The following is a 24446-nucleotide window of genomic DNA, read 5'->3' as shown; positions in this document are numbered from 1 at the left end:
AATATTTGATTCAAATGGAGAAATTGGCAGTAACAGAGAGAAAAAATAATTTCACTTAAGTACCTCATTAAAAATATATTATGTTAGTAACAGCGTAGATTTCGACAACATTTATTCTGTCATCTGTTTTTCCTGTTACGACAATGATATTTAGAAATTTTTATAATTATTATGAATATTAATCAAAATTTATGTACATTTATCACGTATTTAACTGATATAATTTTTGATTATGAAAAAAATTCTATATTCTCTACTCTTAGTAGCTTCAGTAAGTGTTTTTGCACAGAAAAATCCTTCCACTAAATTTGCTATTGCCAATGGAAATGTAGGAACTGTTGCCATGTTTGATGCCAATAAACAATATGTTCAAAGCGTAAATATGTTTAAAAATTCTGCTGCTCTGCCTCAGGATCTGAAAAAATTCAGTTTTCTTGCTGAAAACGGTTTGGCTTCTGTAAAATTTAAAAAAGAATATGGTACGCTTGACTTTATTAGCCTTGCTGAACTCAACAAGCAAAATGGTATTGCTGCAGAAACACCTGTTGTAATTGACGGATATGAATTTAATGATACCAAAATTAATATTTTCGCCAATTTGATGGAGAATTCAGAAGTGAAGGATTACAATGGTAAAAAAACATTGGTTATTGCCAGCCCAAAGAAATAAAAAATTGCCATATTAGATATTTTTAGGAAGGATATTCAGTTTGAATATCCTTTTTTAATATTTACTATTCCACTTTTTCTTAAGTTCATCGTAGATTTTCTTTTCAGTTGCGTTATTTCCCGGTTCATAGAATTTCACATCTTTAATTTCTTCAGGTAAAAAATCCTGATCTACAAAATTGCCTTCAAATGAATGCGCATATTTGTACTCTTTACCATAATCCAGATCTTTCATCAGTTTTGTCGGAGCATTTCTTAAATGTAACGGAACAGGAAGATTTCCGGTTTTCTTTACAAAAGCCAGCGCTTCGTTGATGGCCATGTAAGCAGAGTTGCTTTTCGGGGATACCGCCAGATAAATCGCAGTTTCACTCAGCAAAATTCTCGCTTCCGGATTTCCAATTACGTTAATGGCCTGAAAACAATTGTTCGCAATCACCAAAGCATTCGGATTTGCCAAACCAATATCTTCCGAAGCCAGAATCAGCATTCTTCTGGCGATGAATTTAATATCCTCACCTCCTGCAATCATTCTGGCCAGCCAATATACCGCACCATTCGGATCACTTCCCCGCATCGATTTGATAAAAGCTGAAATAATATCGTAATGTTGTTCGCCATTTTTATCATAAAGCGCCATCGTTTCCTGAAGCACTGACATGACATCTTCGTTGGAAATTTCTTTGTTCGCAGAATTTTTGAACTGATTCAAAACCAATTCCACAGAATTAATAAGCTTTCTCCCATCTCCCCCAGAATATTGAATGAAAGCCTCTTTTTCTATTATAACAAAATCAGAATTTTCGTCTTTATTAAATCTCGCTGTAGCAATGTCGATAAGTTCTTCCAGTTTATCATAGCTCAATGCCTTCAAAATATAAACCTGACTTCGTGACAGCAATGCCGAAACAACCTCAAAACTCGGATTTTCAGTTGTCGCACCTATCAAAACGACCCAGCCCTTTTCCACAGCATGAAGAAGAGAATCCTGCTGAGATTTGTTGAATCTGTGAATTTCATCAATAAAAAGAATTGGCGATTTTCCTGAAAAAAGATTTTGCTTCTTGGCATCTTCAATCACATCGCGCACATCTTTCACTCCTGAAGAAACTGCTGAAAGCTTAAAAAATTTCCTTCCTGATTTTTCTGAAATGATTTCTGCCAATGTAGTTTTCCCTGTACCTGGTGGCCCCCAGAGAATGAGAGAATTCAGTGCATCGTTTTCGAGCATTTTTCTGATGGTACCTTTTTCTCCGGTAAGGTGTTCCTGCCCTAAAACTTCATCTAAGGTTTTCGGTCTTAATCTTTCTGCTAAAGGCGTGTTGTGATTCAAGATTTTTGTATTTGAATTTAAAATATTTATTGAAAGTAAAACAGAATCGACAAACGTATAAATTTATCCGGCGAAACACCGGTTTACTGCCCGAAACTTCAAACAAATTTAAACTAAATTTCAATTTTTTACCCTACTTTTGCAATGTTTTGAAACTTTCATTTAATAAAATCATCACATTTCCTCTGGTAATTGTCATCAAATTTTACCAATGGTTTATCTCGCCATTACTTCCAAAAAATTGTCGTTACGAGCCTACCTGCTCACACTACATGGTAGAATCACTGCAGGTTCACGGCATATTCAAAGGATTTTGGCTCGGTGTAAAAAGAATTTCAAAATGCCATCCCTGGGGCGGCAGCGGCTACGATCCCGTTCCCCCAAAATGCAATCACTAATGCTAAAAACATTTTTATAATGAATACTATATTCTTTAGAGTTTATCTGATCATCTTTGCGTTTTTTGTTCAGAATATTTTTGCACAGAATTATCCTGACGGCGTTTCTGATGCCAATCTAATTGTGAACAGCCAATCTGTTCCTGTAAAAATATTTTCAACAACTGATGCCAAAACCTTTGCTGATTTTGCAGGGAAAAATGCTTCAAACAGTCTGATCATAGTTAACAAAGCCAATCTTGAAGGAAAAAACGGATGGGGCGAATTTTATGACAACGCATTTACTGTTCTTCAGAAAAACGGATATCAGTTTTTAAATAAAGATTTTAAACCTACTCAAAATAAGGCCGATTTCAAATATGTTCTGAAGTCTCCAAAGCCTCTGACAGAAGCTGATCAGACATCACTGGAGACCACTTATAAAATATGGGATCCTGCAGTGGGAATTCACATCGGCTCCTTTACGCTGCACTACTACAGTTTGATGTTTGTTTTTGCTTTTGGTTTCGGATATATTTTAATGAAAAAAATATTTGACATTGATAACGTTAACCAAAAATATCTTGATCCACTTTTTACATGGACTTTGCTGGGAACCATTTTGGGCGCGAGATTAGGTCACGTTATTTTCTATCAGAGCGAACTTTTCAGAGAAGATTTCCTCAGCGTATTTCTTCCGATCAAAACAAAACCTGAACTGGAATTTACCGGTTTTTCAGGATTGGCAAGCCACGGAGCAACGATAGCCTTGATTTTCACCACACTTTATTATTCATTTAAAATTATTAAGAAAAATCCGTTCTGGGTGTATGACAGATTGGGAATTGTGGTTTCTTTGGGTGGTGCTTTCGTAAGATTAGGAAACTTTTTCAACTCAGAAATTATCGGAAAACAGGTTGATCCCAACTCACCTTTTGCTATTCTTTTCCCTCAGATGAGCGATGAGTATGGTGTAACAGTTCCAAGATATCCGGGACAGCTTTTTGAAGCAATCGGTTATGTTCTTCTCTTTGTCTTGCTTTGGATTTTATACAAAAAGACTGACAAAAAATATCAGCAGGGATGGCTATTTGGTTTATTCTTTATTATACTCTGGGCCATCAGATTCTTCGTAGAATTTTTGAAAGAGCCACAGGGAAAAGAATATATTTCCATCGGAAGTTTAAATACCGGACAGGTGCTCTCAATTCCTTTTATGATTGCAGGAGTTGTCATTATGATTTATTCTAAAAACAACAGAATTACAGAAGCAGAAAACGGAAAACCGGAGTAAGCTCCTGGCATCTGGCAATTAGCTTTTGGCTCATTGTTTTTAGCTTTGAAAATATTTTAATTTAAAGTCACAACTGAGTTGTGGCTTTTTTGTTTAAGTAGAGAAATACATTTCCGATTTCATCAATCACATTCGTGGGTTGCATTGCTTCTCTTGAATATTTTTCTGCGGCTAAATCTGCAGCTTTCCCGTGAAGCCAGACACCTAAAATTGCGGCTTCCTCAGAAGAATATTTCTGTGCCAGAAGTGATGTAATTAATCCTGTGAGGATATCACCGCTTCCGCCTTTTGCCAAACCTGAATTTCCTGTAACATTATAAAAAACCTGATCTTCACGAGTGATCACCTGTGTGTGATGATCTTTTAAAACAATATAAATCTCTAACTCTTTGGCTTTTTTCTTGGCTAAATCTAATCTTTCCATAGAATTTTCAGTTTTGCCGAAAAGCCTGTCAAATTCTTTGGGATGTGGTGTAATAATCGATTTCTTTGGAATTAATTTTAAATAATTTTCGTCTTGTGAAATAATATTCAGAGCATCTGCATCTAAAACTAAAGGAGATTGATGGTTTCTGAGAAATTGCAAAAGTGCATTTTCCGTTTCTTTCTCCGTTCCCAAACCAGGACCGATTCCGTAGATTGCATTTTCCTGCTCATCAATTCTGCTGATGTAATTTTCTCCACCTTTGATAAACATGGCTTCCGGGCAAGACGTCTGCAAAACTTCGTAGCCACAATCCGGCGCCAGCACAAAAGTTAGACCCGAACCCGTTCTCAAAGCCGATTTCGTCGCTAAAACCGCAGCGCCGATTTTCCCGTAACTTCCGCCAACAATGATGGATTTACCATAAGTTCCTTTGTGCACAAATTCCTGTCTCGGTTTAAATATTTTTAAAATTAAATCATCATCAATCACAAAATCATCCGTCTGAGTCTGATCAATAAATTCCTGAGATAATTTTATATCTAAAACGACCACTTTTCCTGCGAAAACTCCGGTTTCGGGATGAAGGAAAGTCTTTTTCCAAAACTGAAAAGTCAAGGTATAATCTGCTTTAAAAATTACATCACTCTGAGCGTTCAACTGATCTGAAAACATCCCTGACGGAATATCAATCGAGATTTTAGGACTGATTTTCTTATTTAAATTTTCAATTAAATCTTTAAAAATTCCATCTAAATTTCTGGATAAACCTGTACCGAAAAGTGCATCTATAATCACAGTTTTTTCAAAATCAAATTCGTCAGTTTCACTGAAATCATGCAGTGTTATTCCTGAAATTTCTTTTAATCTTTTTAAATTAATTAATGCATCGTCTGAAAATTTAGAATTTGCTTTATCTATAAAAACATCCACATCGAAACCTTTCAGATACACCAGTCTGGCAATTGCAAAACCGTCTCCGCCGTTATTTCCTTTTCCACAGAAAACTGCGAATTTTGTGTGGTTTTCACATTTTGAAAAAATCCAATCTACACAGGATTGCGCTGCCCTTTCCATTAAATTAACAGACGAAACCGGCTCATTTTGAATTGTATACTGATCTGCAGATCGGATGTTTTCAGCAGTGAAAATTTTCATAACGGACTATTTTTAATAAATTTAACCATAATTATTTAAAATTATTGATCATTTAAAGCAAAAAAATACCCAAAAGATTTAATATTATTATTTTTAAATGATACTTTTGTGCAAAACATTTAAAAAAATAAAAATTATGGGATTTGTAAAAGACTTTAAAGATTTTGCTTTCAAAGGAAACGTTGTTGATCTTGCAGTCGGTGTAATTATCGGTGCGGCGTTCAGCGCTATTGTAAAATCATTCGTAGATGACATCATTACTCCGCTGTTGCTGAATCCGGCACTGGAAAAAGCCAACGTAAAAAACATTGCTGAACTTTCATGGAACGGTGTGAAGTACGGAAACTTCCTTTCTTCTGTTATCAGTTTCTCAATTGTAGCATTTGTTTTATTTATGCTTATCAAGGGAATTGCAAGTTTAAGTAAAAAAGAAGATGCTCCGATTGAAGCTCCAGCAGGACCTACTGAAGATCAAAAATTATTGATGGAAATCAGAGATTTATTGAAATCAAAAAATACTTTATAGCAATAAGAAACGCCGCAAAATTTTTGCGGCGTTTTTCTTTATTCCCAAAGATTCAAATTTACTGAATCTGTAAAATGCTTGTAATCTGCTCTGCCAGAGAAAGTCCGATTCTGTCCTGGGCTTCCAGTGTTGAAGCACCCGTATGAGGCGTCACAGAAATTTTAGAATGGTTGATAATTTCTTTCGACGGCGTCGGCTCATTGATGAAAACATCCAGACCGGCAAATCTCACTTTCCCTGAATCTAAAGCTTCAATCAAAGCAGCTTCATCGATCACACCACCTCTTGAACAGTTCACAATCGCTACACCGTCTTTCATCAGATCAAACTCAGATTTTCCAATCATAAAACCTTCTTTTTGAGCAGGAACGTGAAGTGTAATAAAATCTGCATGTTTCAGAACTTCAATCAAGGGTTCAGTTTCAATTTCAACATTGATAAACTGGTTGTTGTAAAAAGTCACTTTAATGCTTGCTTTTCCAACCATATTATCGGCAGCAATCACCCTCATACCAAGGCCCAGAGCAATTTTCGCAACCTCCTGACCTATTCTTCCCATCCCTACAACTCCGATGGTTTTTCCTTTTAATTCAATACCTGCAGCGTAAGCTTTTTTCAATGAAGCAAATTCTGTATCACCGAGCAATGGCATTTTTCTGTTTGAATCCTGCAAAAATCTTGCTCCTGAAAAAAGGTGTGCAAAAACCAGTTCCGCAACAGATTCTGAAGAAGCAGAAGGCGTGTTGATTACATGAATTCCTTTTTCTCTTGCGTAGTCTACGTCGATATTATCCATTCCTACTCCACCTCTTCCTATGATTTCCAGTGACGGACAATTGTCGATGATATCTTTTCTTACCTGTGTCGCACTTCTCACCAAAACTGTACGGATTTTGTGCTCGTTGATGTAATCTAAAAGAAATTCCTGAGGAACTTTTGCGGTAATCACCTCAAAGCCTTTTTCGGTTAATGCATCAATTCCAGACTGATCTAAACCGTCGTTTGCTAAAACTTTCATAACTAACTTAATCTATTTAAAATGTAAAAAGATTTAAAAACTAAAAGAATTTCCGGCATTTCGCCCTTCATTTAATCTTTAAATCTTCTCTGTAATTTAATCTTCTTTAAAAACTTCGATGGTTACCTGTTTTTCAACCAAATCGGTAAATCTTCCTTTGTATCTTGTAGCTCTCACCAGGTGATTGTCGATCCAGTGATAATTTCCGCCTCTCGGTTTTCCGCACAGAACACTGTGGTACTTAAATCCGTGTTTGTCTAACCAGTCGATGGTAATCTGCTTTAAATTCTCAGTTCTTGACGTGAAAAAACAAATCTGGTGACCTTCATCGTACCATTTGTTAACCGTTTCAAGCGCATCCGGAAAAGGCTCACAAGTCACCATTCTTTCCGGCTCTTCATTGGGAACATCTTCTGTAATTGTTCCGTCGATATCGATCAGATAATTCTTAATTCCGTCTTTCAGTATCGGACTGATATGCTCAATATAATCTAGCTCCATCGTTCAAATTTTTAAAGTGCAAAGTTAATCATTCTTGATTAAAGACTTGTATTAATCTTCGTTTATGTTAAAATTTTAACAATAAAAATCTCTATTCAAAGGTCAAACACAGTATTCCATTGCATTTTTCACAAAATAGTATGGTAATTTTTATTTAAATAAAAGCCAATATTTCATAAATATTAAAAATTTTAAACAATTATTTTACGAAATCACGATTAAAACTTAAATTTGTAGGAATGGAAGAAATGGTTGTACTGGTAAATCCCGAAGATCAGGTTTTAGGTTTAATGGAAAAACAGCAGGCTCATATTAATGGTCTGCTTCACCGCGCATTTTCAGTTTTTTTATTTAATGAAAATGGTGAAATGCTTTTACAGAAGCGTGCTTCAGAGAAATACCACTCTCCTAATCAATGGACGAACGCCGTTTGCTCACACCCGAGAACAGACGAAACCTATCTGGAAGGAGCCAACAGAAGGCTGACCGAAGAACTTGGAATTAAAACTGAACTTTCAGAAAAATTTAATTTTATTTATAAGGCAGACGTCGGAAACGGGCTTTGGGAGCATGAACTCGACCATGTTTTTACAGGAAAATACAGTTCAGAATTTAATTTAAATAAAAACGAAGTCGAAGAAGTCCGCTACATTTCTCTTGCAGATTTAGATCAAGAAATTTCTGAACATCCCGAACAGTTTACCGAATGGTTTAAAATCATTCTTGAAGAATACAAACATCATTTTTAAGCACACAACGATGAAAAAATCTTTTTTAATTGCCGCATTCTTATTAAGCATATTTACGTTTTCGCAGAAATTAGGCACAGAACTTTACGAAAGCGAAAATTACTCCATTAAAATGCCTGACTTATGGAAGGCGACCAATGATGAAGGAATCGTCAACATCTTTCCAACCAACCAGATTGGCGCGATTACCATTTCAGAATATCATGGTCTGGATTTGCCTAAAGAAGAAGTGAAGAAATTTATTTTAGCTCTATACAACTCGCCGGAAGACGAGAAAAAAGTAAAAAATACAGGTAATAAAAAAGGGTATTCAGAATATCAGTATGATTATTTAGATGAAAAGGAAAATCTTTATTGGGTAACGAAAGTTTATCAGAAAAACAAAGATCTCTATCTAATAAGCATCAACTGTCAGCAGAAGCACTGGAACGGAAACTACAAAATGCTTTTCAGCGAAGCTTTTGAAAGTTTTAAAATTAAAAAATAAATTCGTTCAAGTATTCGTGCTTTGAGTAGAACGCCTTTTTGAACTTAAAACAGTTAAAAGTCCTAAAAAGATCTTTGCGGACTTATAGATAAAAATTATTACAATTAGAACAAAAATAAATATAAAAATTAAACATGAAAAAAACAGCATTGTACGACAAGCACGTTTCTCTGGGAGCGAAAATAGTACCTTTTGCAGGATTTGATATGCCTGTACAGTATTCCGGAGTGACGGAAGAACATTTTGCAGTAAGAGAAAAAGCGGGATTGTTTGACGTTTCTCACATGGGACAGTTTTTCATTGAAGGTGCCGGAGCAAAAGATCTTTTGCAGTACGTAACGACCAACAATGTGGATGTTCTTGAAAACGGAAAAGCTCAGTACTCTTGCCTTCCAAATGAAAACGGCGGAATCGTAGACGATCTGATTGTTTACAAAATGGACGGCGAAAAATATTTCGTGGTTGTCAATGCTTCAAACATCGATAAAGACTGGGATCACATCTCAAAATACAATACTTTCGGAGCTAAAATGACGAATGCTTCAGATGAAATGTCTCTGTTGGCAGTTCAGGGTCCGAAAGCGACTGAAATTCTTCAGAAAATCACAGAAACCAATCTTTCAGAAATTCCTTACTATAATTTTACTGTTGGTTCTGTTGCCGGAGTGAGCGATGTAATTATTTCAAACACAGGTTACACAGGTAGCGGTGGTTTTGAAATCTATTTCAACAATCAGGATGCGGAAAAACTTTGGGATGCCATCATCGAAGCCGGTGCCGAAGAGGGAATTATTCCTTGTGGATTGGCTGCCAGAGACACTTTAAGACTTGAAAAAGGCTTCTGCCTTTACGGAATGGATATCGACGACACCACTTCTCCAATTGAAGCTGGATTAGGCTGGATCACAAAATTCGATAAAGATTTTGTTTCCAAAGAGACTTTCGCAAAGCAGAAAGAAGAAGGCGTTACCAGAAAATTAGTTGGTTTTGAACTGACAGACAAAGGTGTTCCAAGACACGACTACCCTGTTGTAGATGCAGAAGGCAACGTGATCGGAAAAGTAACCTCAGGAACGCAGTCGCCAATGAAGAAAATCGGTTTGGGGATCGCTTATGTAGACAAGCCTCACTTCAAACTGGGAACTGAAATTTTCATTCAGGTAAGAAACAAAAACATCCCTGCCAAAGTGGTGAAAATGCCATTTGTATAACCAGGAAAAATACATTTTACAGAAAACCGCCTTGTCAGAAATGATGAGACGGTTATTTTTTAGGAGCTAGTCCAGCTATCCACTGTATCTTTTTTGCGGTGGTCTCCTCTTCGATCCGTCCACCACAAAAAAGGATGCCGTTCCTATCTGGGCTAGGAGATGATTTCGCTACTTAACAACAATTTATAAATTTTCAAAAGATACCTTTTCTAATGTCCGAAAAAAACCTAACGGGTTTTCAAAACCCGTTAGGTTTGAACTTATTTCATTTCGTTTACCGCAAACTTATTTGAGACTTCATGCAAGTGAATTTTGTTTCCCGCAACTTGTTGGAGACTTTCTGCAATTGCATTTTGTTTCCCAGAACCTGTTTGAGACTTCCTGCAATCGCATTTTGTTTCCCACAACTTGTTTGAGACTTCCTGCAATCGCATTTTGTTTCCCGCAGTCTGTTTGGAACAAAATGCAGGATACAGATAAGAAGTATTTATCGAAAAACCTAACGGGTTTTGAAAACCCGTTAGGTTTGGCAATTTAGACAAATCATATCTTTAAAAATTCGGGAATTCTTTACACAAAAAAACCTCATAGGTTTTGAAAACCTATGAGGTTGGGTTATATCACAAGATCTCTTTAGATAGATTAATCTGCTCTGAAATAATCTTTCACGCTCTGTACCGTTGCTTTTTCACTTCCTACAAAAATTTCTTTGTCTGTAAGGAAAACCGGACGTTTTAAAAAGGTGTAATGATCCAGAAGTAATTCTTTATAATCATCTTCAGTCAAAGTTTTTAAATCTATCTCTCTCAGTTTGATTTGAGTAGATTTCTTGCTGAACAAAGCTTCGTAAGATTTTGTGTGCTCATACATTGCCTCTATTTCTTCCTTTGTGATGGGCTCTTTTTTGATTTCTCTGAGTTCCCATTCTTTAAGATTAAACTGTCCTATAATTTTTCTGCAAGTGTCACATGTATTAAGATAAAATACTTTTTTCATTGAGAGTTTTACATTTCTAATGGTTAAATGAAAACCCCTTCAGTTTTCAATCTGCAAAAATAGGATTTAATATGCCGTTTTAAGAATTATTAAATACCTTTAGTAAAAATTTATGATAAATGGAGAACAAACCAGTGACTTTTCAGTTTATTTCTGAACCATCTGACGTTAATTACGGGGGAAATGTACATGGAGGAAGTGTGATGAAGTGGATCGATCAGGCCGGATACGCCTGTGCAACAACGTGGAGCGGAAATTACTCTGTAACCGTCTACGTCGGCGGAATCCGTTTTTATGAACCTATTAAAATCGGTGAAATTGTAAAGGTCGAAGCTCAGGTCATTTACACCGGATCTTCGAGTATGCATATATCGATCAATGTTTTTTCAAGAAATCTGAAACAGCCTACATTTGATAAGAAAACTCATTGCATCATCGTGTTTGTAGCCGTGGATGAAAACGGAAAAAAACTTCCCGTTCCCAGATGGATTCCGGAAACCGATGAAGAAAAACAGCAGGAAAAATATGCAAAACGCCTGATGGAACTGAGAACGCAGATTGAAGATGAGATGAAACCTTTCCTTTAAATTGTATGAACCGTAAAGATTTTTTAGCATTGTCCACATTAGGATTTCTCGGAATTTCATGTGGAATTTCAAAGCCAAATTATACTTCAAAGATGTTGGCAATTCAACTGTACACCGTACGTCATTCCATTTCAAAAGATTTGGAGAAAACCTTTGAGCGGTTGGCGGAACTGGGATTTACTCAATTTGAAATCTATGGTTACAACGGAACTTTTTTTGGAAAGACAGCGAAAGAATTCAGTCAGATCTTAAAAAATCATGGCACAAAAGTGATCAGTTCGCACCACCGCACCGGAATTACTGACGGCGGAGACGGAACACTGCTGAAGAACTGGGAGAAGACTTTAGAAGATTTGAATTTTATCGGAGCAAAATATGCAGTCTGCTCCTATCTTCCCGAAGCTGAAAGAAGTCTTGAAAATTACCGTAAACTGCCTGAAGTTCTAGAAAATTCAGGCAGAATTTCAAAACAGAATGGAATTCAAATGGCATACCACAATCATGATTTTGAATTTCTGAAAATGGATGAAAAGAGAAACTTCTATGATTTTATTTTAGAAAGTACATCTTCAGATCTCGTCAAAATGGAGCTGGATTTATACTGGATTTCAAAAGCAGGACTAGATCCTCTGGTTTATTTTCAAAAGTATCCAAAAAGATTTCCACTGTGGCATGTGAAGGATATGAAAACTGTCACACAAGATTTTACAGAAGTTGGTAACGGAACCATTGATTTCAAAAGGATTTTTGAGGCAAAAGAAAAGGCTGGCTTAAAACATTGGTTTCTGGAGCAGGATTCAAGTGATAAAGATATTTTTGAGAGCATTTCGCTGAGTAAATATTACATCATAAATAATCCTTACTTCTTCAAATAATTTTCCCATTCAACAATATAAAACAAACCCTTTCAATTTCTTGAAAGGGTTTCTGATATTGTAAAACTGAAAATTATCTTGCGATGTTTACAGCTCTTGTTTCTCTGATTACGGTCACTCTTACCTGTCCCGGATAAGTTAGTTCATTCTGAATTTTCTCTGAGATGTCGTAAGAAAGCTGTGCAGACTGTTCGTCATTCACTCTTCCGCTTTCTACCATTACTCTCAATTCTCTACCCGCCTGAATTGCGTAAGCTGAAGAAACACCTTCAAAACTTAATGCTGCAGCTTCAAGATCTTTCAATCTCTGGATGTAAGATTCCAGAACCTGACGTCTTGCTCCAGGTCTTGCTCCTGAAATCGCATCCGCAACCTGAATGATCGGTGATAATAATGAAGTCATTTCCACCTCGTCGTGGTGAGCTCCGATAGCATTTACTACCTCTGCATTTTCACCGTATTTCTCAGCCCACTGCATTCCTAAAAGTGCGTGAGGAAGTTCAGATTCCTGCTCAGGAACTTTTCCGATATCGTGAAGAAGTCCGGCTCTCTTTGCCATTTTTACATTTAAACCTAATTCTGCAGCCATGGTTGCAGCGATATTCGCCACCTCTCTTGAGTGCTGAAGAAGGTTTTGTCCGTAAGACGAACGGTATTTCATTCTACCGACGATTTTAACCAATTCAGGGTGTAAACCGTGGATTCCTAAATCAATAATGGTTCTTTTACCTACTTCAATAATCTCTTCTTCGATCATTTTTCTGGTTTTTTCCACCACTTCTTCAATTCTCGCAGGGTGAATTCTTCCGTCTGTTACCAATCTGTGAAGAGATAGTCTTGCGATTTCTCTTCTTACAGGATCAAAACATGAAAGAAGGATGGCTTCCGGCGTATCATCAACAATGATTTCTACACCAGTCATTGCTTCTAAAGCACGGATGTTTCTACCCTCTCTACCGATAATTCTACCTTTTACTTCATCAGATTCGATGTTAAAAACTGACACTGAATTTTCAATAGCCTGCTCCGTACCAATTCTCTGAATAGTCTGGATAACGATTTTTCTTGCCTCACTTTTTGCATTCAACTGAGCTTCTTCCATGATGCTCTGAACGTGTGCCTGAGCTCTGGTTTTGGCTTCTGCTTTCAATGTTTCCACCAACTCAGCTTTCGCTTCGTCTGCTGTGTAGTTGGCGATTTTTTCAAGCATTTCTACCTTTTTGGCAGTAGCAGAATCAAGTTCCTGCTGCTTTCTTTCAATGATTTCGTTCTTTTTGGCATAATCAGCAATCTGTCTGTCAAGATCTTTTTCTAATTTTCCTGTTTTGCTAAGCTCGTCGTTGAGTTTGTTTTCTTTGTCTTTGGTGCGTTTTTCAGCTTCCTGCATTTTCTTTTCTCGGGACTGAATGTCTGCATCATGCTGAGATTTAAGTTCTAAAAACTTTTCTTTTGCCTGAAGATGTTTATCTTTTTTAATCGACTCGGCCTGTAAACTGGCTTTTTCAAGAAGATTATCTGCATTCTTTTGGGCATCATCGATGATAAATTTTGCTTTGGTATTAAGTGAGCTTTTGGAAAATAACATTCCTGCCACTGCACCGACTATCAGGCAAATAACGCTTATTATAATAGCGGTTGTTGTCATATATATATTGAGTTTAATTGTCTTTTAAATACATAAAAAAAGCCCACAACAATTCAGAGATTTAGAGTAAACTCCTGATCTACACGATTTGATCTGATTTCTTCTCTCTGTAATCTGCGTAAAGCAGCACGCCATTGAAAAGACATTCGAACGTTAATTGTTTAGCGTTGAGTTTACCTTAATGTGTTAGAATTATTGTAGGCAGTTCTGTTCGGGGAAAAAAAATCTATTTCCCAGTTTCTCCCAGCATCTGATTAATATTGGCTAATCTTTCGCTGGCAGATTTTATATTTTTTTCGTTGGCAAGAGAAATCATTTCTGCGTTGGTACCCAGTTTTAAGGCACACATGGCTAATGCATCCTGTTTATCTCTCACGTCAAAATTCTGTTCAAAATCTTTAATCATATTTTCGATCTGCTTCCCCACTTTCCGAAGTGTTTCTTCTTCTGCTGCGGGTACATTCAGCGGATAGATTCTACCGGCAATGTTGATGGTTATTCTTCTTACATCCATTACAATCCACTGTTTTGAAGCTGTGCAATACAAAAGTCTACTTCTTTTACCAATCTGTTGATGTGGTTTTTCATGAGTCTGTTGTGTTCAGGGTTTCCTGATATTGCTGAATACAATTTTATATTTTTCTGTTCTTCTGCTAAGACCTGATTTTTTTTCCTTTCCTCATCATATTTCTTCTTCAACTCGGTATGCTCCCTGTTTAAATCTGAAAAATTTTCTGAAAGATTCTGATAACTTTTATGAAGATTCTGAATCTTTCTTTCCAGTTCCGAAAATTGAGTTTCTAATTCTTGAAGCATTTCAGGTTGATATTCTAACTTCTCACAAAAATAGGAAAATAATGGTACGGACAAAAATAAAAACCATGATATTTAGGTTTAAAACGAAAAAAGGAGACACATTTCTGTATCTCCTTTATTATCATTTAATTAAATTATTCAAATTTAAGAACAAACATTACTGCTCTTGTCTGAAGCGTAGAAACTGCAGCAGACCAGTAAGGAGGTGTAGATGCATTATCTGCCACCATTTCGTTGTTCATGAAGAATGTACCTCTTACTGCTGGCGTAAGTTTAAACTTATTGAAGTAAAACTGTACTCCAAATTCTGCAGACCAGGCAAAGTTGTGCGTTGTAGATCTGAAAACCTGCTGAAGGTTATCTTCTGTAGAATCTGAATTAGACTGAAGATTTACGATATAGTTTACACCGGCAGCAATGTACGGTCTTGAGTTGTACCATCTGTCACCGTGAAGTTCAAGCAATACAGGAACGTCAACTAAAGTAGACTTAATCTGTCTGTGCGTATCTTTCTCCGCCAGACCAATAGGTGCAAAAGGAGGATTCGTTAAAGTACCGTTTTGATACTGATCATTAGACTGAGTGTTGAAAACAACTTCTCTCTGACCAAACTGCAACCCCGGTTCCATTCTTAAATCAAGATAATCATTGATTCTAAGTTTTCCGATAAGCCCGGCTCCAAAGCTGTAACTTGGTTTTGATGTAACGAGATTTGCATTCCCATTCATACCGTATCTCGGGTTCAGATTAATATGATAATCCATCATATTACCATTAAGATAGAATCCCCAGCTGACCTTCTGCTGATCAAAACTTTCCAACTTATCCATCCTGTTACGGGTTCTGAATTGTGCATCTGCAAAAACTGCGATATTTACGGAGGCAAAAACCAGTGCTTTTAATAAAAATTTATTCATAGGTTACTTTGTTGCTTTATAAATTGTGGCTATACCTAAACTTAGTTTTTTATATTCAACTTTTTTAAATCCTGTATCTAAAAGGATCTGCTTCATCTTTTCACCAAACGGAAAAGCATTCACAGAATCCGGAAGGTAGGTGTAGGCTCTGTTGTCTTTAGAAACCAATCTGCCAATTGCCGGCAAAATGTTTTTAAAATAAAACATATAAAACGGTCCTAAAAAACCTTCAACCTTAGAAAATTCAAGTATATAAATACTTTTATTTTCCTTCACTACTCTTCTCAGCTCAGACAAACCTTTTGTAAGGTTTTCAAAATTTCTAACTCCAAACGCTACAGACACTGAATCAAATCTGTTGTCTTCAAAAGGAAGGTTCTCAGCATCCCCTTTCTGCATGGAAATTTTGCCGTCTAATTTAAGTTTTTTTATTTTAATAACGCCAACATTTAACATTTGTTGCGATAAATCCAAACCAACTACTTTTGCCTGTGTTCCTTTTTCAACAGCAATAGCCAGATCGCCAGTTCCGGTAGCCACATCAAGCACTTCCTGAGGCGCGTCTTTCTTCATCCAGCTGACCAATGTATTTCTCCATAAAACATCAATTTTCATTGAAAGAACATGGTTCAGCAAATCATATTTCGGAGCAATATTGTCAAACATATCCTCCACCTGGCTTTTTTTCGTTGCCTCAGAGTTGTAAGGCGTCACATTGTTGATATCTTTTGTCAAAACTTGTAATATTCGTTATAATAATTGAGATAATCCTGCTTTCTGAAAATCTTTGTGCGGGATTCTATCTTTTGAATGTTTTTGATCAGCCTGTCATATTCTTCATCCACATTATAATAAAAATCTTCCGTGTACAGTTTATTAAAATGTTTTGCTCCGCCATAATACGCCTTTCCGTCGATCACAGTCTTATCAAGTGCCAAAAGTAAGGAATCTTTCTTTAGGTTGTACCCATAATATTGCTCATTGATATAATAATCCTGATGAGCAAGGTTAATAAGCCCTCTTTCTTTATTCACTTTAAATGCAGAATCGTAAATGATTTTTTTATTCTGATCAAAAACTTTTATGCTATTTTCACCCTTGTTAAGATCAATATTAACGGTCTGTCCTGCAGAGATTACGCCTTCACTGCCATTGTTTATTTTATAGTAAAAAGTTTTTGGCGTAGGGTTGTCTACCACATAATAGTTTTTCTTGGCAAGAAAAAAGAAATAAATCCCAAAGGCTCCTGCAAACGCCACCAATGCTATCAAAAGACCTTTTAATGAAGGATTGTTTTTCATAATGTATAAAGTACAATTTTTGCAAATTTAATAATAATTTTAATTCTTTCTTATTAATATTAATTATTAACTTTGCATCCTTAAAAAAATTATATAAAATAATGCCTAATACGATCATTATCGGCTCAGGATCTTATCTTCCCGGCAGAATTGTTGGAAGAGATTTTTTTTTAGATTCTGAATTCTACGCAGAAGACGGCTTGAAAATCGACAAACCCGCAGAAGAAACTATTTCAAAATTTGTAGAAATTACAGAGATTGAAAACCGAAGGTTTATAGAAGATGACCAAAGCAACTCAAAAATTGGATACGAAGCAGCAAAAAGCGCCATCGAAGACGCCAAAATTGATCCCGAAACCTTAGATTATATAATTTATGCCAGTAATTTCGGTGAAGTAAGCGTCAAAGGATACGCTGATTTCATGCCGAATATGGCTGCCAGAGTGAAAAATCTTCTGGGCATTAAAAACAGAAAATGCATCACTTACGACATGATGTTCGGTTGCCCTGGATGGGTTGAGGCCATGATTTTAGCTGACCATTTTATCAAAGCAGGAACTGCAAAAAATATTTTGGTGGTAGGGAGCGAAACTTTAAGCAGAGTAACCGATCCTTACGACAGAAACAGAATGATTTTCGCAGACGGTGCCGGTGCAGTTGTAGTTACCGCTACCGAAGAAGAAAATGTAGGTATTATTGCTCACAACACTATCTGTGACAACGGTCCGGAATTGAATTATCTTGCCAACGGATCTTCGTTAAATAAAGATTCAGATCAGAACAGACTATACGTTAGAATGCAAGGCCGGAAAATTTACGAATACGCCCTGAAAAACGTTCCTGTTGCCATCAAGGAAACTATTGATGATGCCGGACTGTCTATTGAGAATATCAGTAAAATATTAATTCATCAGGCGAATGCTAAGATGGATTATGCAATGATAGAAAGACTTCACAAGCTTTATGATATCAAAGATTACGATCATGCTATTTCACCGATGACCATTCAGGAGTTTGGAAATTCATCTGTAGCAACGATTCCTACTATGTTTGATTTAATAATTAAAGGAAAAATGGAGGGTCATTCGTTTAAAGCAAAAGACAATGTAGTGATGACGTCGGTAGGTGCCGGGATGAACATCAACGCTATTGTTTACAGATTCCCTTAAAATTTATTTTAAATTAAAAATACAAAGCACAAAGGAATTCTCTTTTGTGCTTTTTTAAATGTTATGCAGAAGAATTTTTTAATCATCACCGCAATTTTCCTGTTATTGGAAGTCTATATCTATCAGGCAGTGAGAACACTGACCGATAATTTCTGGATCAGAATTGCATATTGGGCCATCACATTATCGGTTTACGGACTGTTTGCTTACGAGCTTACCAACATTTCCCGTGCAGACAAAGACCCTACCCGACTTCATCTCACTGTTTCGCTGTTTTTGATTTTTATACTGCCGAAAATTTTTGTCGTTTTATTTTTATTAGTCGATGATATCTTCCGTACAGGAACTTACTTTTTCAATTTCACAAAACCCGGCAATCATTTCTTTCCTGAAAGAAGAAAATTTTTAAGTCTGGTCGGTTTGGGACTTGGCGGAGCATTTTCCGCATTGTTTATTGACGGAATTACTTTTGGAAAGTTCAGGCACAGAGTAAGAAAAGTAAAAATTAAAATCCCGGGACTGGGAAAAAGTTTCAAAGGCTACAAAATCATTCAGATTTCGGATGTGCACAGCGGCAGTTTCCCAAACCCTGAAAAACTGCAGCATGCAATTGATTTGATTAATGAGCAAAAGCCTGATCTTGTTCTTTTTACAGGTGATATGGTGAATAATGTTGCTGAGGAATTCAAGCCCTTCATTCCACTATTTTCAAAAATTAGATCTAAAGACGGTAAACTGGCGACATTAGGAAACCACGACTACGGTGATTACGTTACCTGGAAATCTCCGCAAGCCAAAATTGACAATCTGAATACACTTATTGACTATGAAAGGCAAGCCGGTTTTGAGAATTTGAGAAACGAAAACCGCGTCATTGAAAGAAATGGTGAAAAGCTCTACATTTTAGGTATAGAAAACTGGGGTTTGAAGCCATTTCCACAATACGGAGATTTAGACAAGGCTTTGAAAGGCATCCCTGAATCTGCTCCAAAGATTTTAATGAGCCATGACCCTTCCCACTTCGATGCCATTGTGAAAAAACATCCAGGAAATGTTCATCTGACACTTTCCGGTCACACCCACGGTATGCAGTTTGGTTTGGATTTAAAAAATGTAAAATGGTCGCCTGTACAATACAAATATCCGAAATGGGCTGATCTGTATGAGAGTGAAGGAAAATTGCTTTATGTAAACCGCGGTTTCGGAGTCCTGGCGTATCCGGGACGGGTTGGCGTTTTGCCGGAGATTACGCTTTTTGAATTGTCGTAAACTGATTTGAGATTTGAGATTTGAGGTTTGAGATTTGAGATGGCATCCGGCTGAACGTGGTTTAGAAAATTTTTGAAACACGTATCCCGCATTTAAAAAATATAATCTTTCATCCGGGAAGTCGCAAGTTCTTTTCCGTTGATAAAAGTAAGGAGGGCAACAAGTTTGTCCTCCATTTTTTTTCCTGAATTGTAACGGCGGTAAAATGGCATTTTCAGGCCGTACTTTTTGAAATCGGTAAACTGCCATGAATTGACGTAAATCAAAACATACTCCTCACTTTTAAGTGTTTCAAAAACCATATTTTGATAATACTGCATCGGCAAAACCTGAAATACAAAATCATTGTATGGAAGCTGACTGTAGGGAGAAATACTTTCCGGAACAACGCTCACACCATTATCTTCAAGTATTTCGGTATCTCTTTTTAATCTTTTGAAAGGAAAGAGAATATTGGCATTGTCGATATTTGAAACGTAATTAAATTCCAGCGATTTCAACTCTTCTAAAGAATATTTCACTTCCTTCTGACGGATTCCACGAATCTGTTTGGAAAGCAATTCCTCGGTTTGCTTTTTTACACTTTCGATTTTTGCAAGCGTGGAATTTTCATTGTAAAAAGCAATTTCATGCCCCTGAGCAGAAATTGCTTTTATAAGTATCTGCAGTTTTTCCACAATGGAAATTTCAATAAAAAAACTGGCTTTAATATCATGTACATCTAAAATGTGTAAAATCGATTTTGTATTTTCTTCTGTAATTTTTAACCTTTCAACCATTGAAATTCCTGCTGAACTTTTGGTATCAGCATCAGAATTTACAATATTAAAAGTCAGGAGAATCATTCAATTTAATTTTAGATAAAATATATAAACTGCTTTTATACAGACATTTAAGTTTAAATATTACATAAAAGCTTTAAGTCAAATTATTTATTTAATTTAACTTTCAGATTCTTGATCATATCTTTTGTCATTTCAGAGATTCCGAAATTGTAAGACAGTCCCCAATCTTTTTTTGCTACAGAATCATCGATAGATGCAGGCCATGAATCTGCAATTGCCTGTCTGAAATCCGGTTTGTAATCTATCTCAAATCCAGGTATTTCTTTTTTAATTTCAGCTGAAAGTTCGGCTGGTGTAAAAGACATTCCACCTAAATTGTAAGACGAACGGACTGTTAAACTTTCCTTTGGAGCATCCATTAACTTCAATGTTGCATCAATTGCATCGTCCATATACAGCATCGGCATTCCTGTGTTTTCAGAAATGAAACTTGTGTATTTTCCTTCTTCCAAAGCTTCATAAAAAATCTCAACAGCATAGTCGGTTGTACCACCACCTGCAGGAGTTTTCCACGAGATTAAACCTGGATAACGGATGCTTCTTACATCGACTCCATGCTTGTCAAAATAATATTCACACCATTTTTCACCTGCCATCTTAGAAATTCCGTAAACAGTGGTAGGATTTAAAACAACATCCTGCCCGACGTTTTCTTTAGGAATTCCTTTTCCAAAAACAGCGATAGAGCTTGGCCAGAAAATCTTTTTAAGCAAACCTTCCTTCGCCATTTCACAAAAATGCAGCAAAGGTTCAAGATTCAGTTTCCAGGCGAAAACAGGCTGTTTCTCTGATGTTCCGGACAATAAAGAAGCTAAATGATAAACAGTGGTGATCTCATAATCTTTGATTACCTGTCTTACCAACTGCGTATTGGTAACATCCATTCTTTCGTAATAACCGGCAGATGTAAGCCCTTTTTGATACCTGTCGAGACCCGAAGCCACCACATTTTCAGCACCATGTATCTCTACAAGACGGTTGGTAAGTTCTGTTCCTATTTGTCCTAAAGCTCCTGTTATCAATATTTTTTCCGTGAAAGACTCCATTTTTAATTTTTATTGGTTGACTGAAAGCAAAAATAAAATTTTAAAGTCTATCGTGAAACAAAAAGTGTAATTTAGACTGTAAATTTTAATGATGAAAAATATTATCTGTATTTTACTCTTTGCAGCATGTTCTCTATCAGCACAATACACCGATATAAGGATCGTAAAAGAAGTCAAGGTTTCTAAAAAAGGTGTTGTGGTAAGTGCACATCCTCTGGCAAGTGAAGCAGGCGCAAAAATTCTGAGAATGGGCGGAAATGCCTATGATGCCGTTGTTGCAACTCAGTACGCCCTTGCCGTAGTCTATCCACAGGCCGGAAACATTGGTGGCGGAGGCTTTTTGGTAGGTGTGAAAAATAATGGTGAGAGTTTCAGTTTGGATTACCGTGAAACCGCTCCTGCAAAGGCGTTCAAAGATATGTATCTCGACAGTAAAGGAAATGCTGATACCGATCTGTCTCAAAACGGAAGATTGGCAGTTGGAATTCCCGGAAGCGTTGCAGGATTTTTTGCAACACTGAAATACTGTAAACTTCCGATGGACAAGCTTATTCAGCCTGCCATCGATATTGCTGAAAAAGGTTTTGCCATCACCAGTCAGGAAGCGGATTTACTGAATTACAGCAGGAAGTTTTTTGCAGAGCACAACAAAAACAAAATTGCGTTTATTAAAAACTCAGACTGGAAGCAAGGTGATATTCTGATACAGAAAGAATTTGCAGAAACTTTAAGACTTATTCAGAAAAACGGAATGAAAGGTTTTTACGAAGGTAAAACTGCCGATTTAATTGTAAAAGAAATGAAAAACGGTACCGGCATCATTACTTTAAACGATCTCAAAAATTATAAAGTTGCAGAAAGAAAGGCTTTGAATTTTAAATATAAAGAAAGTGACATTATTTCTATGCCTCTACCTTCAAGCGGAGGAATTCTTTTGGCACAGATGCTGAAAATGTCTTCTTTTGAAAACCTCCAGAACTATCAGCAAAATTCGACTGAGGCTGTACAAATCATGGTAGAAGCAGAAAGAAGAGCTTTTGCCGACAGAGCGGAATATATGGGTGATCCGAATTTCATCAATGATAAAACTTCGTATTTAATTTCTGATGAATATTTAAAAAGCAGATGGAAATCTTTCAGTTTCAGTAAAGCCACACCGAGTTCAGAGGTTGGGAAAATCATTCAGCAACCTAAAGAATCTACGGAAACTACCCATATTTCGGTAATTGATAAAGATGGAAATGCAGCTGCCGTGACAACAACATTAAATGGTCTTTACGGCAGCAAAGTTGTCGTTTCCGGAGCAGGATTTTTTCTGAATAATGAAATGGATGATTTTTCTGTGAAGCCCGGCGTTCCCAATATGTTTGGTGCCGTAGGTGGAAAGGCCAATGAAATTCAACCTGGAAAAAGAATGCTATCGTCGATGACACCAACGATCGTAATGAAAAACGGAAAACCTTTTATGGTTGTGGGAACTCCGGGTGGAACTACCATTCCTACTTCTGTTTTTCAGTCTGTAGTTAATGTCATCGATTTTAAACTGAATGCCAATCTTGCCGTAAATACTCCAAAATTCCATCATCAGTGGTTGCCTGAATGGGTTGCGTTCGAAAAGAATTTTCCAGAATCCACTATCAAAAACCTTGAAAATTTAGGCTACAAATCTGAAAGATGGGATCAACTTGGCAGAACGGAAATGATCTTAGTAGATGAAAACGGAAATATTCATGCTGTTGCCGATGGTCGTGGAGATGATTCTGTTGCGGTGGAGTGATTCAAGATTCAAGATTCAAGATTCAATATTTAAAATTCAAGATTTGAGATTTGAAATTTGAGATTTAAATTTACTATTGAATTTAATTTCTTAATTTCCCAGCTAAATTTATAATTTGAAATCAAAAAAGTTTTATCAGCAATTGTACTTTCAGGTAATTGTTGCGATTGTTCTGGGAATCCTTCTCGGGAAATTCTATCCAGAACTCGGCGAAAAAATGAAACCTCTGGGTGACGGCTTTATCAAACTGGTGAAAATGATTATTGCTCCGGTGATTTTCATTACACTTACTCTGGGAATTGCGCACATGACCGATCTGAAAAAAGTAGGAAGAATTGCAGTGAAAGCAATGATCTACTTTTTCACTTTCTCCACTTTAGCTTTGATCATCGGATTGGTTGTCGGAAATATTTTACAACCGGGATCCGGACTTAATATCGATCCCGCAAGTCTTTCCGGTGACGTCTCACAATATCAGCAAAAGGCACACGATACTACTCTGACGGGATTTATTATGAATATCATTCCGGAAACGCTTTTCAGTCCTTTAGTCGGCGAAAATATTCTGCAGGTTTTATTAGTTGCCATTTTATTTGGAGTTGCCCTTGTTTTAACAAAAGAAAAAAGCGGAAAAATAACCGAATTTCTTCAGATGTTATCTACTCCGGTTTTCAAAATCGTTCACATGCTCATGAAACTTGCACCAATAGGAGCTTTCGGTGCTATGGCTTTTACAATAGGGAAATACGGTTTGGCATCTGTTCTCAATCTGATTTTTCTGGTAGGAACATTTTATATTACATCAGCACTTTTTGTTGTCGTAGTTTTGGGAGCTGTCGCCTGGTACAACGGTTTTAATATATTTAAACTGATGTATTATCTTAAGGAAGAACTTCTTCTGGTTTTAGGTACGAGTTCTTCAGAATCTGCCCTTCCTGGGATTATGGAAAAAATGGAAAAGGCAGGCTGTTCGAAAGCCATCGTTGGTCTGGTTGTTCCCACCGGTTATTCATTTAATCTTGACGGAACAAATATTTACATGACATTGGCTTCACTTTTTATTGCACAGGCTTTGAATGTAGATCTTTCCCTCGAAAAACAACTGATGCTTCTTTTAGTTGCAATGTTGAGTTCTAAAGGAGCCGCAGGAGTTACGGGCGCAGGCTTTGTCACCTTGGCTGCAACATTGGCAGTAGTTCCCGAAATACCAATTGCAGGGATGACATTGATATTGGGAATCGATAAATTTATGAGTGAATGCCGTGCTTTAACGAACGTCATTGGGAATTCAGTAGCGACTGTTGTTGTGGCCAACTGGGAAAAGCAACTTGATAAAGAGCAGCTGAAATATTGTCTTGCAAATCCAAATGAGATTGAAAAGAAACTGGAAGTTTAAAAATTAGTGTTTAAATAATTTAAGTTAATCCAACCGATAAACATAACCCTGTCAGCGTTT

The 24446-nt window shown here is 36.7% G+C and carries 26 protein-coding genes; 13 read left to right on the top strand and 13 right to left on the bottom strand.

What is annotated here, in order from left to right:
* The first annotated feature begins 232 nt into the window (after nt 1-232).
* Nucleotides 233-670: a hypothetical protein gene (locus IC610_RS02285; RefSeq protein WP_191735046.1), complete on the top strand. Its 438-nt coding sequence runs from the start codon at nt 233-235 to the stop codon at nt 668-670.
* Between the two features lie 54 nt (nt 671-724).
* Here the strand turns inward: IC610_RS02285 and IC610_RS02280 are convergent, their stop codons facing one another.
* Nucleotides 725-2002 carry a replication-associated recombination protein A gene (locus IC610_RS02280; protein WP_191735045.1) on the bottom strand — a complete coding sequence of 426 codons (1278 nt, stop codon included), beginning with the start codon at nt 2000-2002 and terminating at the stop codon, nt 725-727.
* A gap of 149 nt (nt 2003-2151) precedes the next feature.
* Between IC610_RS02280 and yidD the strand changes: the two genes are divergently transcribed.
* Nucleotides 2152-2400, top strand: coding sequence for a membrane protein insertion efficiency factor YidD (yidD, locus tag IC610_RS02275; RefSeq protein WP_191735044.1), 249 nt, complete (start codon nt 2152-2154; stop codon nt 2398-2400).
* A 406-nt stretch (nt 2401-2806) separates the two neighbouring features.
* Nucleotides 2807-3673: a prolipoprotein diacylglyceryl transferase gene (gene lgt, locus IC610_RS02270; RefSeq protein ID WP_228462874.1), complete on the top strand. Its 867-nt coding sequence runs from the start codon at nt 2807-2809 to the stop codon at nt 3671-3673.
* Between the two features lie 67 nt (nt 3674-3740).
* On the opposite strand, the gene IC610_RS02265 is transcribed toward lgt, so the two are convergent.
* Nucleotides 3741-5255, bottom strand: a complete 1515-nt coding sequence (locus IC610_RS02265; RefSeq protein WP_191735042.1) for an NAD(P)H-hydrate dehydratase — start codon at nt 5253-5255, stop codon at nt 3741-3743.
* A 136-nt stretch (nt 5256-5391) separates the two neighbouring features.
* Here IC610_RS02265 and mscL point away from each other — a divergent pair, with 136 nt between their 5' ends.
* Nucleotides 5392-5781: a large conductance mechanosensitive channel protein MscL gene (gene mscL / locus IC610_RS02260; protein ID WP_191735041.1), complete on the top strand. Its 390-nt coding sequence runs from the start codon at nt 5392-5394 to the stop codon at nt 5779-5781.
* 58 nt (nt 5782-5839) lie between these two features.
* Here mscL and IC610_RS02255 read toward each other — a convergent pair whose 3' ends face one another.
* Nucleotides 5840-6799, bottom strand: coding sequence for a D-2-hydroxyacid dehydrogenase (locus IC610_RS02255; RefSeq protein ID WP_191735040.1), 960 nt, complete (start codon nt 6797-6799; stop codon nt 5840-5842).
* A 96-nt stretch (nt 6800-6895) separates the two neighbouring features.
* Nucleotides 6896-7300, bottom strand: a complete 405-nt coding sequence (locus IC610_RS02250; RefSeq protein ID WP_056078963.1) for an LNS2 domain-containing protein — start codon at nt 7298-7300, stop codon at nt 6896-6898.
* Between the two features lie 239 nt (nt 7301-7539).
* Here IC610_RS02250 and idi point away from each other — a divergent pair, with 239 nt between their 5' ends.
* From idi to gcvT, 3 genes are all read left to right on the top strand, one after another.
* Nucleotides 7540-8049, top strand: coding sequence for an isopentenyl-diphosphate Delta-isomerase (gene idi, locus IC610_RS02245; RefSeq protein WP_191735039.1), 510 nt, complete (start codon nt 7540-7542; stop codon nt 8047-8049).
* A gap of 10 nt (nt 8050-8059) precedes the next feature.
* Nucleotides 8060-8536: a hypothetical protein gene (locus IC610_RS02240; RefSeq protein ID WP_191735038.1), complete on the top strand. Its 477-nt coding sequence runs from the start codon at nt 8060-8062 to the stop codon at nt 8534-8536.
* 134 nt (nt 8537-8670) lie between these two features.
* A complete protein-coding gene (gene gcvT, locus IC610_RS02235) occupies nt 8671-9747 on the top strand; it encodes a glycine cleavage system aminomethyltransferase GcvT (protein ID WP_191735037.1) in 1077 nt (358 codons plus the stop codon).
* Nucleotides 9748-10389: 642 nt separating this feature from the next.
* Here the strand turns inward: gcvT and IC610_RS02230 are convergent.
* A complete protein-coding gene (locus tag IC610_RS02230; RefSeq protein ID WP_056030611.1) occupies nt 10390-10743 on the bottom strand; it encodes an arsenate reductase family protein in 354 nt (117 codons plus the stop codon).
* 119 nt (nt 10744-10862) lie between these two features.
* Between IC610_RS02230 and IC610_RS02225 the strand changes: the two genes are divergently transcribed.
* Entirely contained in the window at nt 10863-11330 is a 468-nt protein-coding gene (locus tag IC610_RS02225) for an acyl-CoA thioesterase (RefSeq protein ID WP_056078951.1), read from the top strand.
* Nucleotides 11331-11335: 5 nt separating this feature from the next.
* Nucleotides 11336-12205, top strand: a complete 870-nt coding sequence (locus IC610_RS02220; RefSeq protein ID WP_191735036.1) for a sugar phosphate isomerase/epimerase family protein — start codon at nt 11336-11338, stop codon at nt 12203-12205.
* A gap of 73 nt (nt 12206-12278) precedes the next feature.
* Here the strand turns inward: IC610_RS02220 and rny are convergent, their stop codons facing one another.
* The 6 genes from rny to IC610_RS02190 form a co-directional block, all read right to left on the bottom strand.
* Nucleotides 12279-13850 (bottom strand): ribonuclease Y, encoded by a 1572-nt coding sequence (gene rny, locus IC610_RS02215; RefSeq protein WP_056078945.1) that lies wholly within the window; start codon nt 13848-13850, stop codon nt 12279-12281.
* 226 nt (nt 13851-14076) lie between these two features.
* Complete coding sequence (locus tag IC610_RS02210; protein WP_056078942.1) at nt 14077-14364, bottom strand: cell division protein ZapA; 288 nt, start codon at nt 14362-14364, stop codon at nt 14077-14079.
* Nucleotides 14364-14666 (bottom strand): hypothetical protein, encoded by a 303-nt coding sequence (locus tag IC610_RS02205; RefSeq protein WP_056078939.1) that lies wholly within the window; start codon nt 14664-14666, stop codon nt 14364-14366. Before IC610_RS02205 ends, IC610_RS02210 begins: the two co-directional genes overlap by 1 nt.
* Before the next feature lie 134 nt (nt 14667-14800).
* A complete protein-coding gene (gene porT / locus IC610_RS02200; protein WP_191735035.1) occupies nt 14801-15583 on the bottom strand; it encodes a type IX secretion/gliding motility protein PorT/SprT in 783 nt (260 codons plus the stop codon).
* A gap of 3 nt (nt 15584-15586) precedes the next feature.
* Entirely contained in the window at nt 15587-16318 is a 732-nt protein-coding gene (gene ubiE / locus IC610_RS02195; protein WP_056078934.1) for a bifunctional demethylmenaquinone methyltransferase/2-methoxy-6-polyprenyl-1,4-benzoquinol methylase UbiE, read from the bottom strand.
* Entirely contained in the window at nt 16315-16884 is a 570-nt protein-coding gene (locus IC610_RS02190) for a hypothetical protein (RefSeq protein WP_191735034.1), read from the bottom strand. Before IC610_RS02190 ends, ubiE begins: the two co-directional genes overlap by 4 nt.
* 101 nt (nt 16885-16985) lie before the next feature.
* Here IC610_RS02190 and IC610_RS02185 point away from each other — a divergent pair, with 101 nt between their 5' ends.
* A complete protein-coding gene (locus tag IC610_RS02185; protein ID WP_191735033.1) occupies nt 16986-18053 on the top strand; it encodes a 3-oxoacyl-ACP synthase III family protein in 1068 nt (355 codons plus the stop codon).
* Between the two features lie 63 nt (nt 18054-18116).
* Nucleotides 18117-19322, top strand: coding sequence for a metallophosphoesterase (locus IC610_RS02180; RefSeq protein WP_191735032.1), 1206 nt, complete (start codon nt 18117-18119; stop codon nt 19320-19322).
* A 92-nt stretch (nt 19323-19414) separates the two neighbouring features.
* Here the strand turns inward: IC610_RS02180 and IC610_RS02175 are convergent, their stop codons facing one another.
* Nucleotides 19415-20167, bottom strand: a complete 753-nt coding sequence (locus IC610_RS02175; RefSeq protein ID WP_191735031.1) for a polysaccharide deacetylase family protein — start codon at nt 20165-20167, stop codon at nt 19415-19417.
* An 83-nt stretch (nt 20168-20250) separates the two neighbouring features.
* A complete protein-coding gene (locus IC610_RS02170; protein ID WP_191735030.1) occupies nt 20251-21213 on the bottom strand; it encodes an NAD-dependent epimerase/dehydratase family protein in 963 nt (320 codons plus the stop codon).
* 91 nt (nt 21214-21304) lie between these two features.
* On the opposite strand from IC610_RS02170, the gene ggt reads away from it, so the two are divergent.
* On the top strand, nt 21305-22990 hold the full coding sequence (ggt, locus tag IC610_RS02165) for a gamma-glutamyltransferase (RefSeq protein WP_394368289.1): 1686 nt from the start codon (nt 21305-21307) through the stop codon (nt 22988-22990).
* 115 nt (nt 22991-23105) lie between these two features.
* The gene (locus IC610_RS02160) at nt 23106-24386 is read left to right on the top strand and encodes a dicarboxylate/amino acid:cation symporter (protein WP_191735028.1); all 1281 of its coding nucleotides are present in this window, start codon (nt 23106-23108) and stop codon (nt 24384-24386) included.
* Nucleotides 24387-24446 lie beyond the last annotated feature (60 nt).

This window comes from Chryseobacterium caseinilyticum (assembly GCF_014837145.1).
Taxonomy (GTDB): domain Bacteria; phylum Bacteroidota; class Bacteroidia; order Flavobacteriales; family Weeksellaceae; genus Chryseobacterium; species Chryseobacterium caseinilyticum.
The sequence above is the reverse complement of the archived record's forward strand: the minus strand, read 5'-3'. Positions and strand labels throughout refer to the sequence as shown.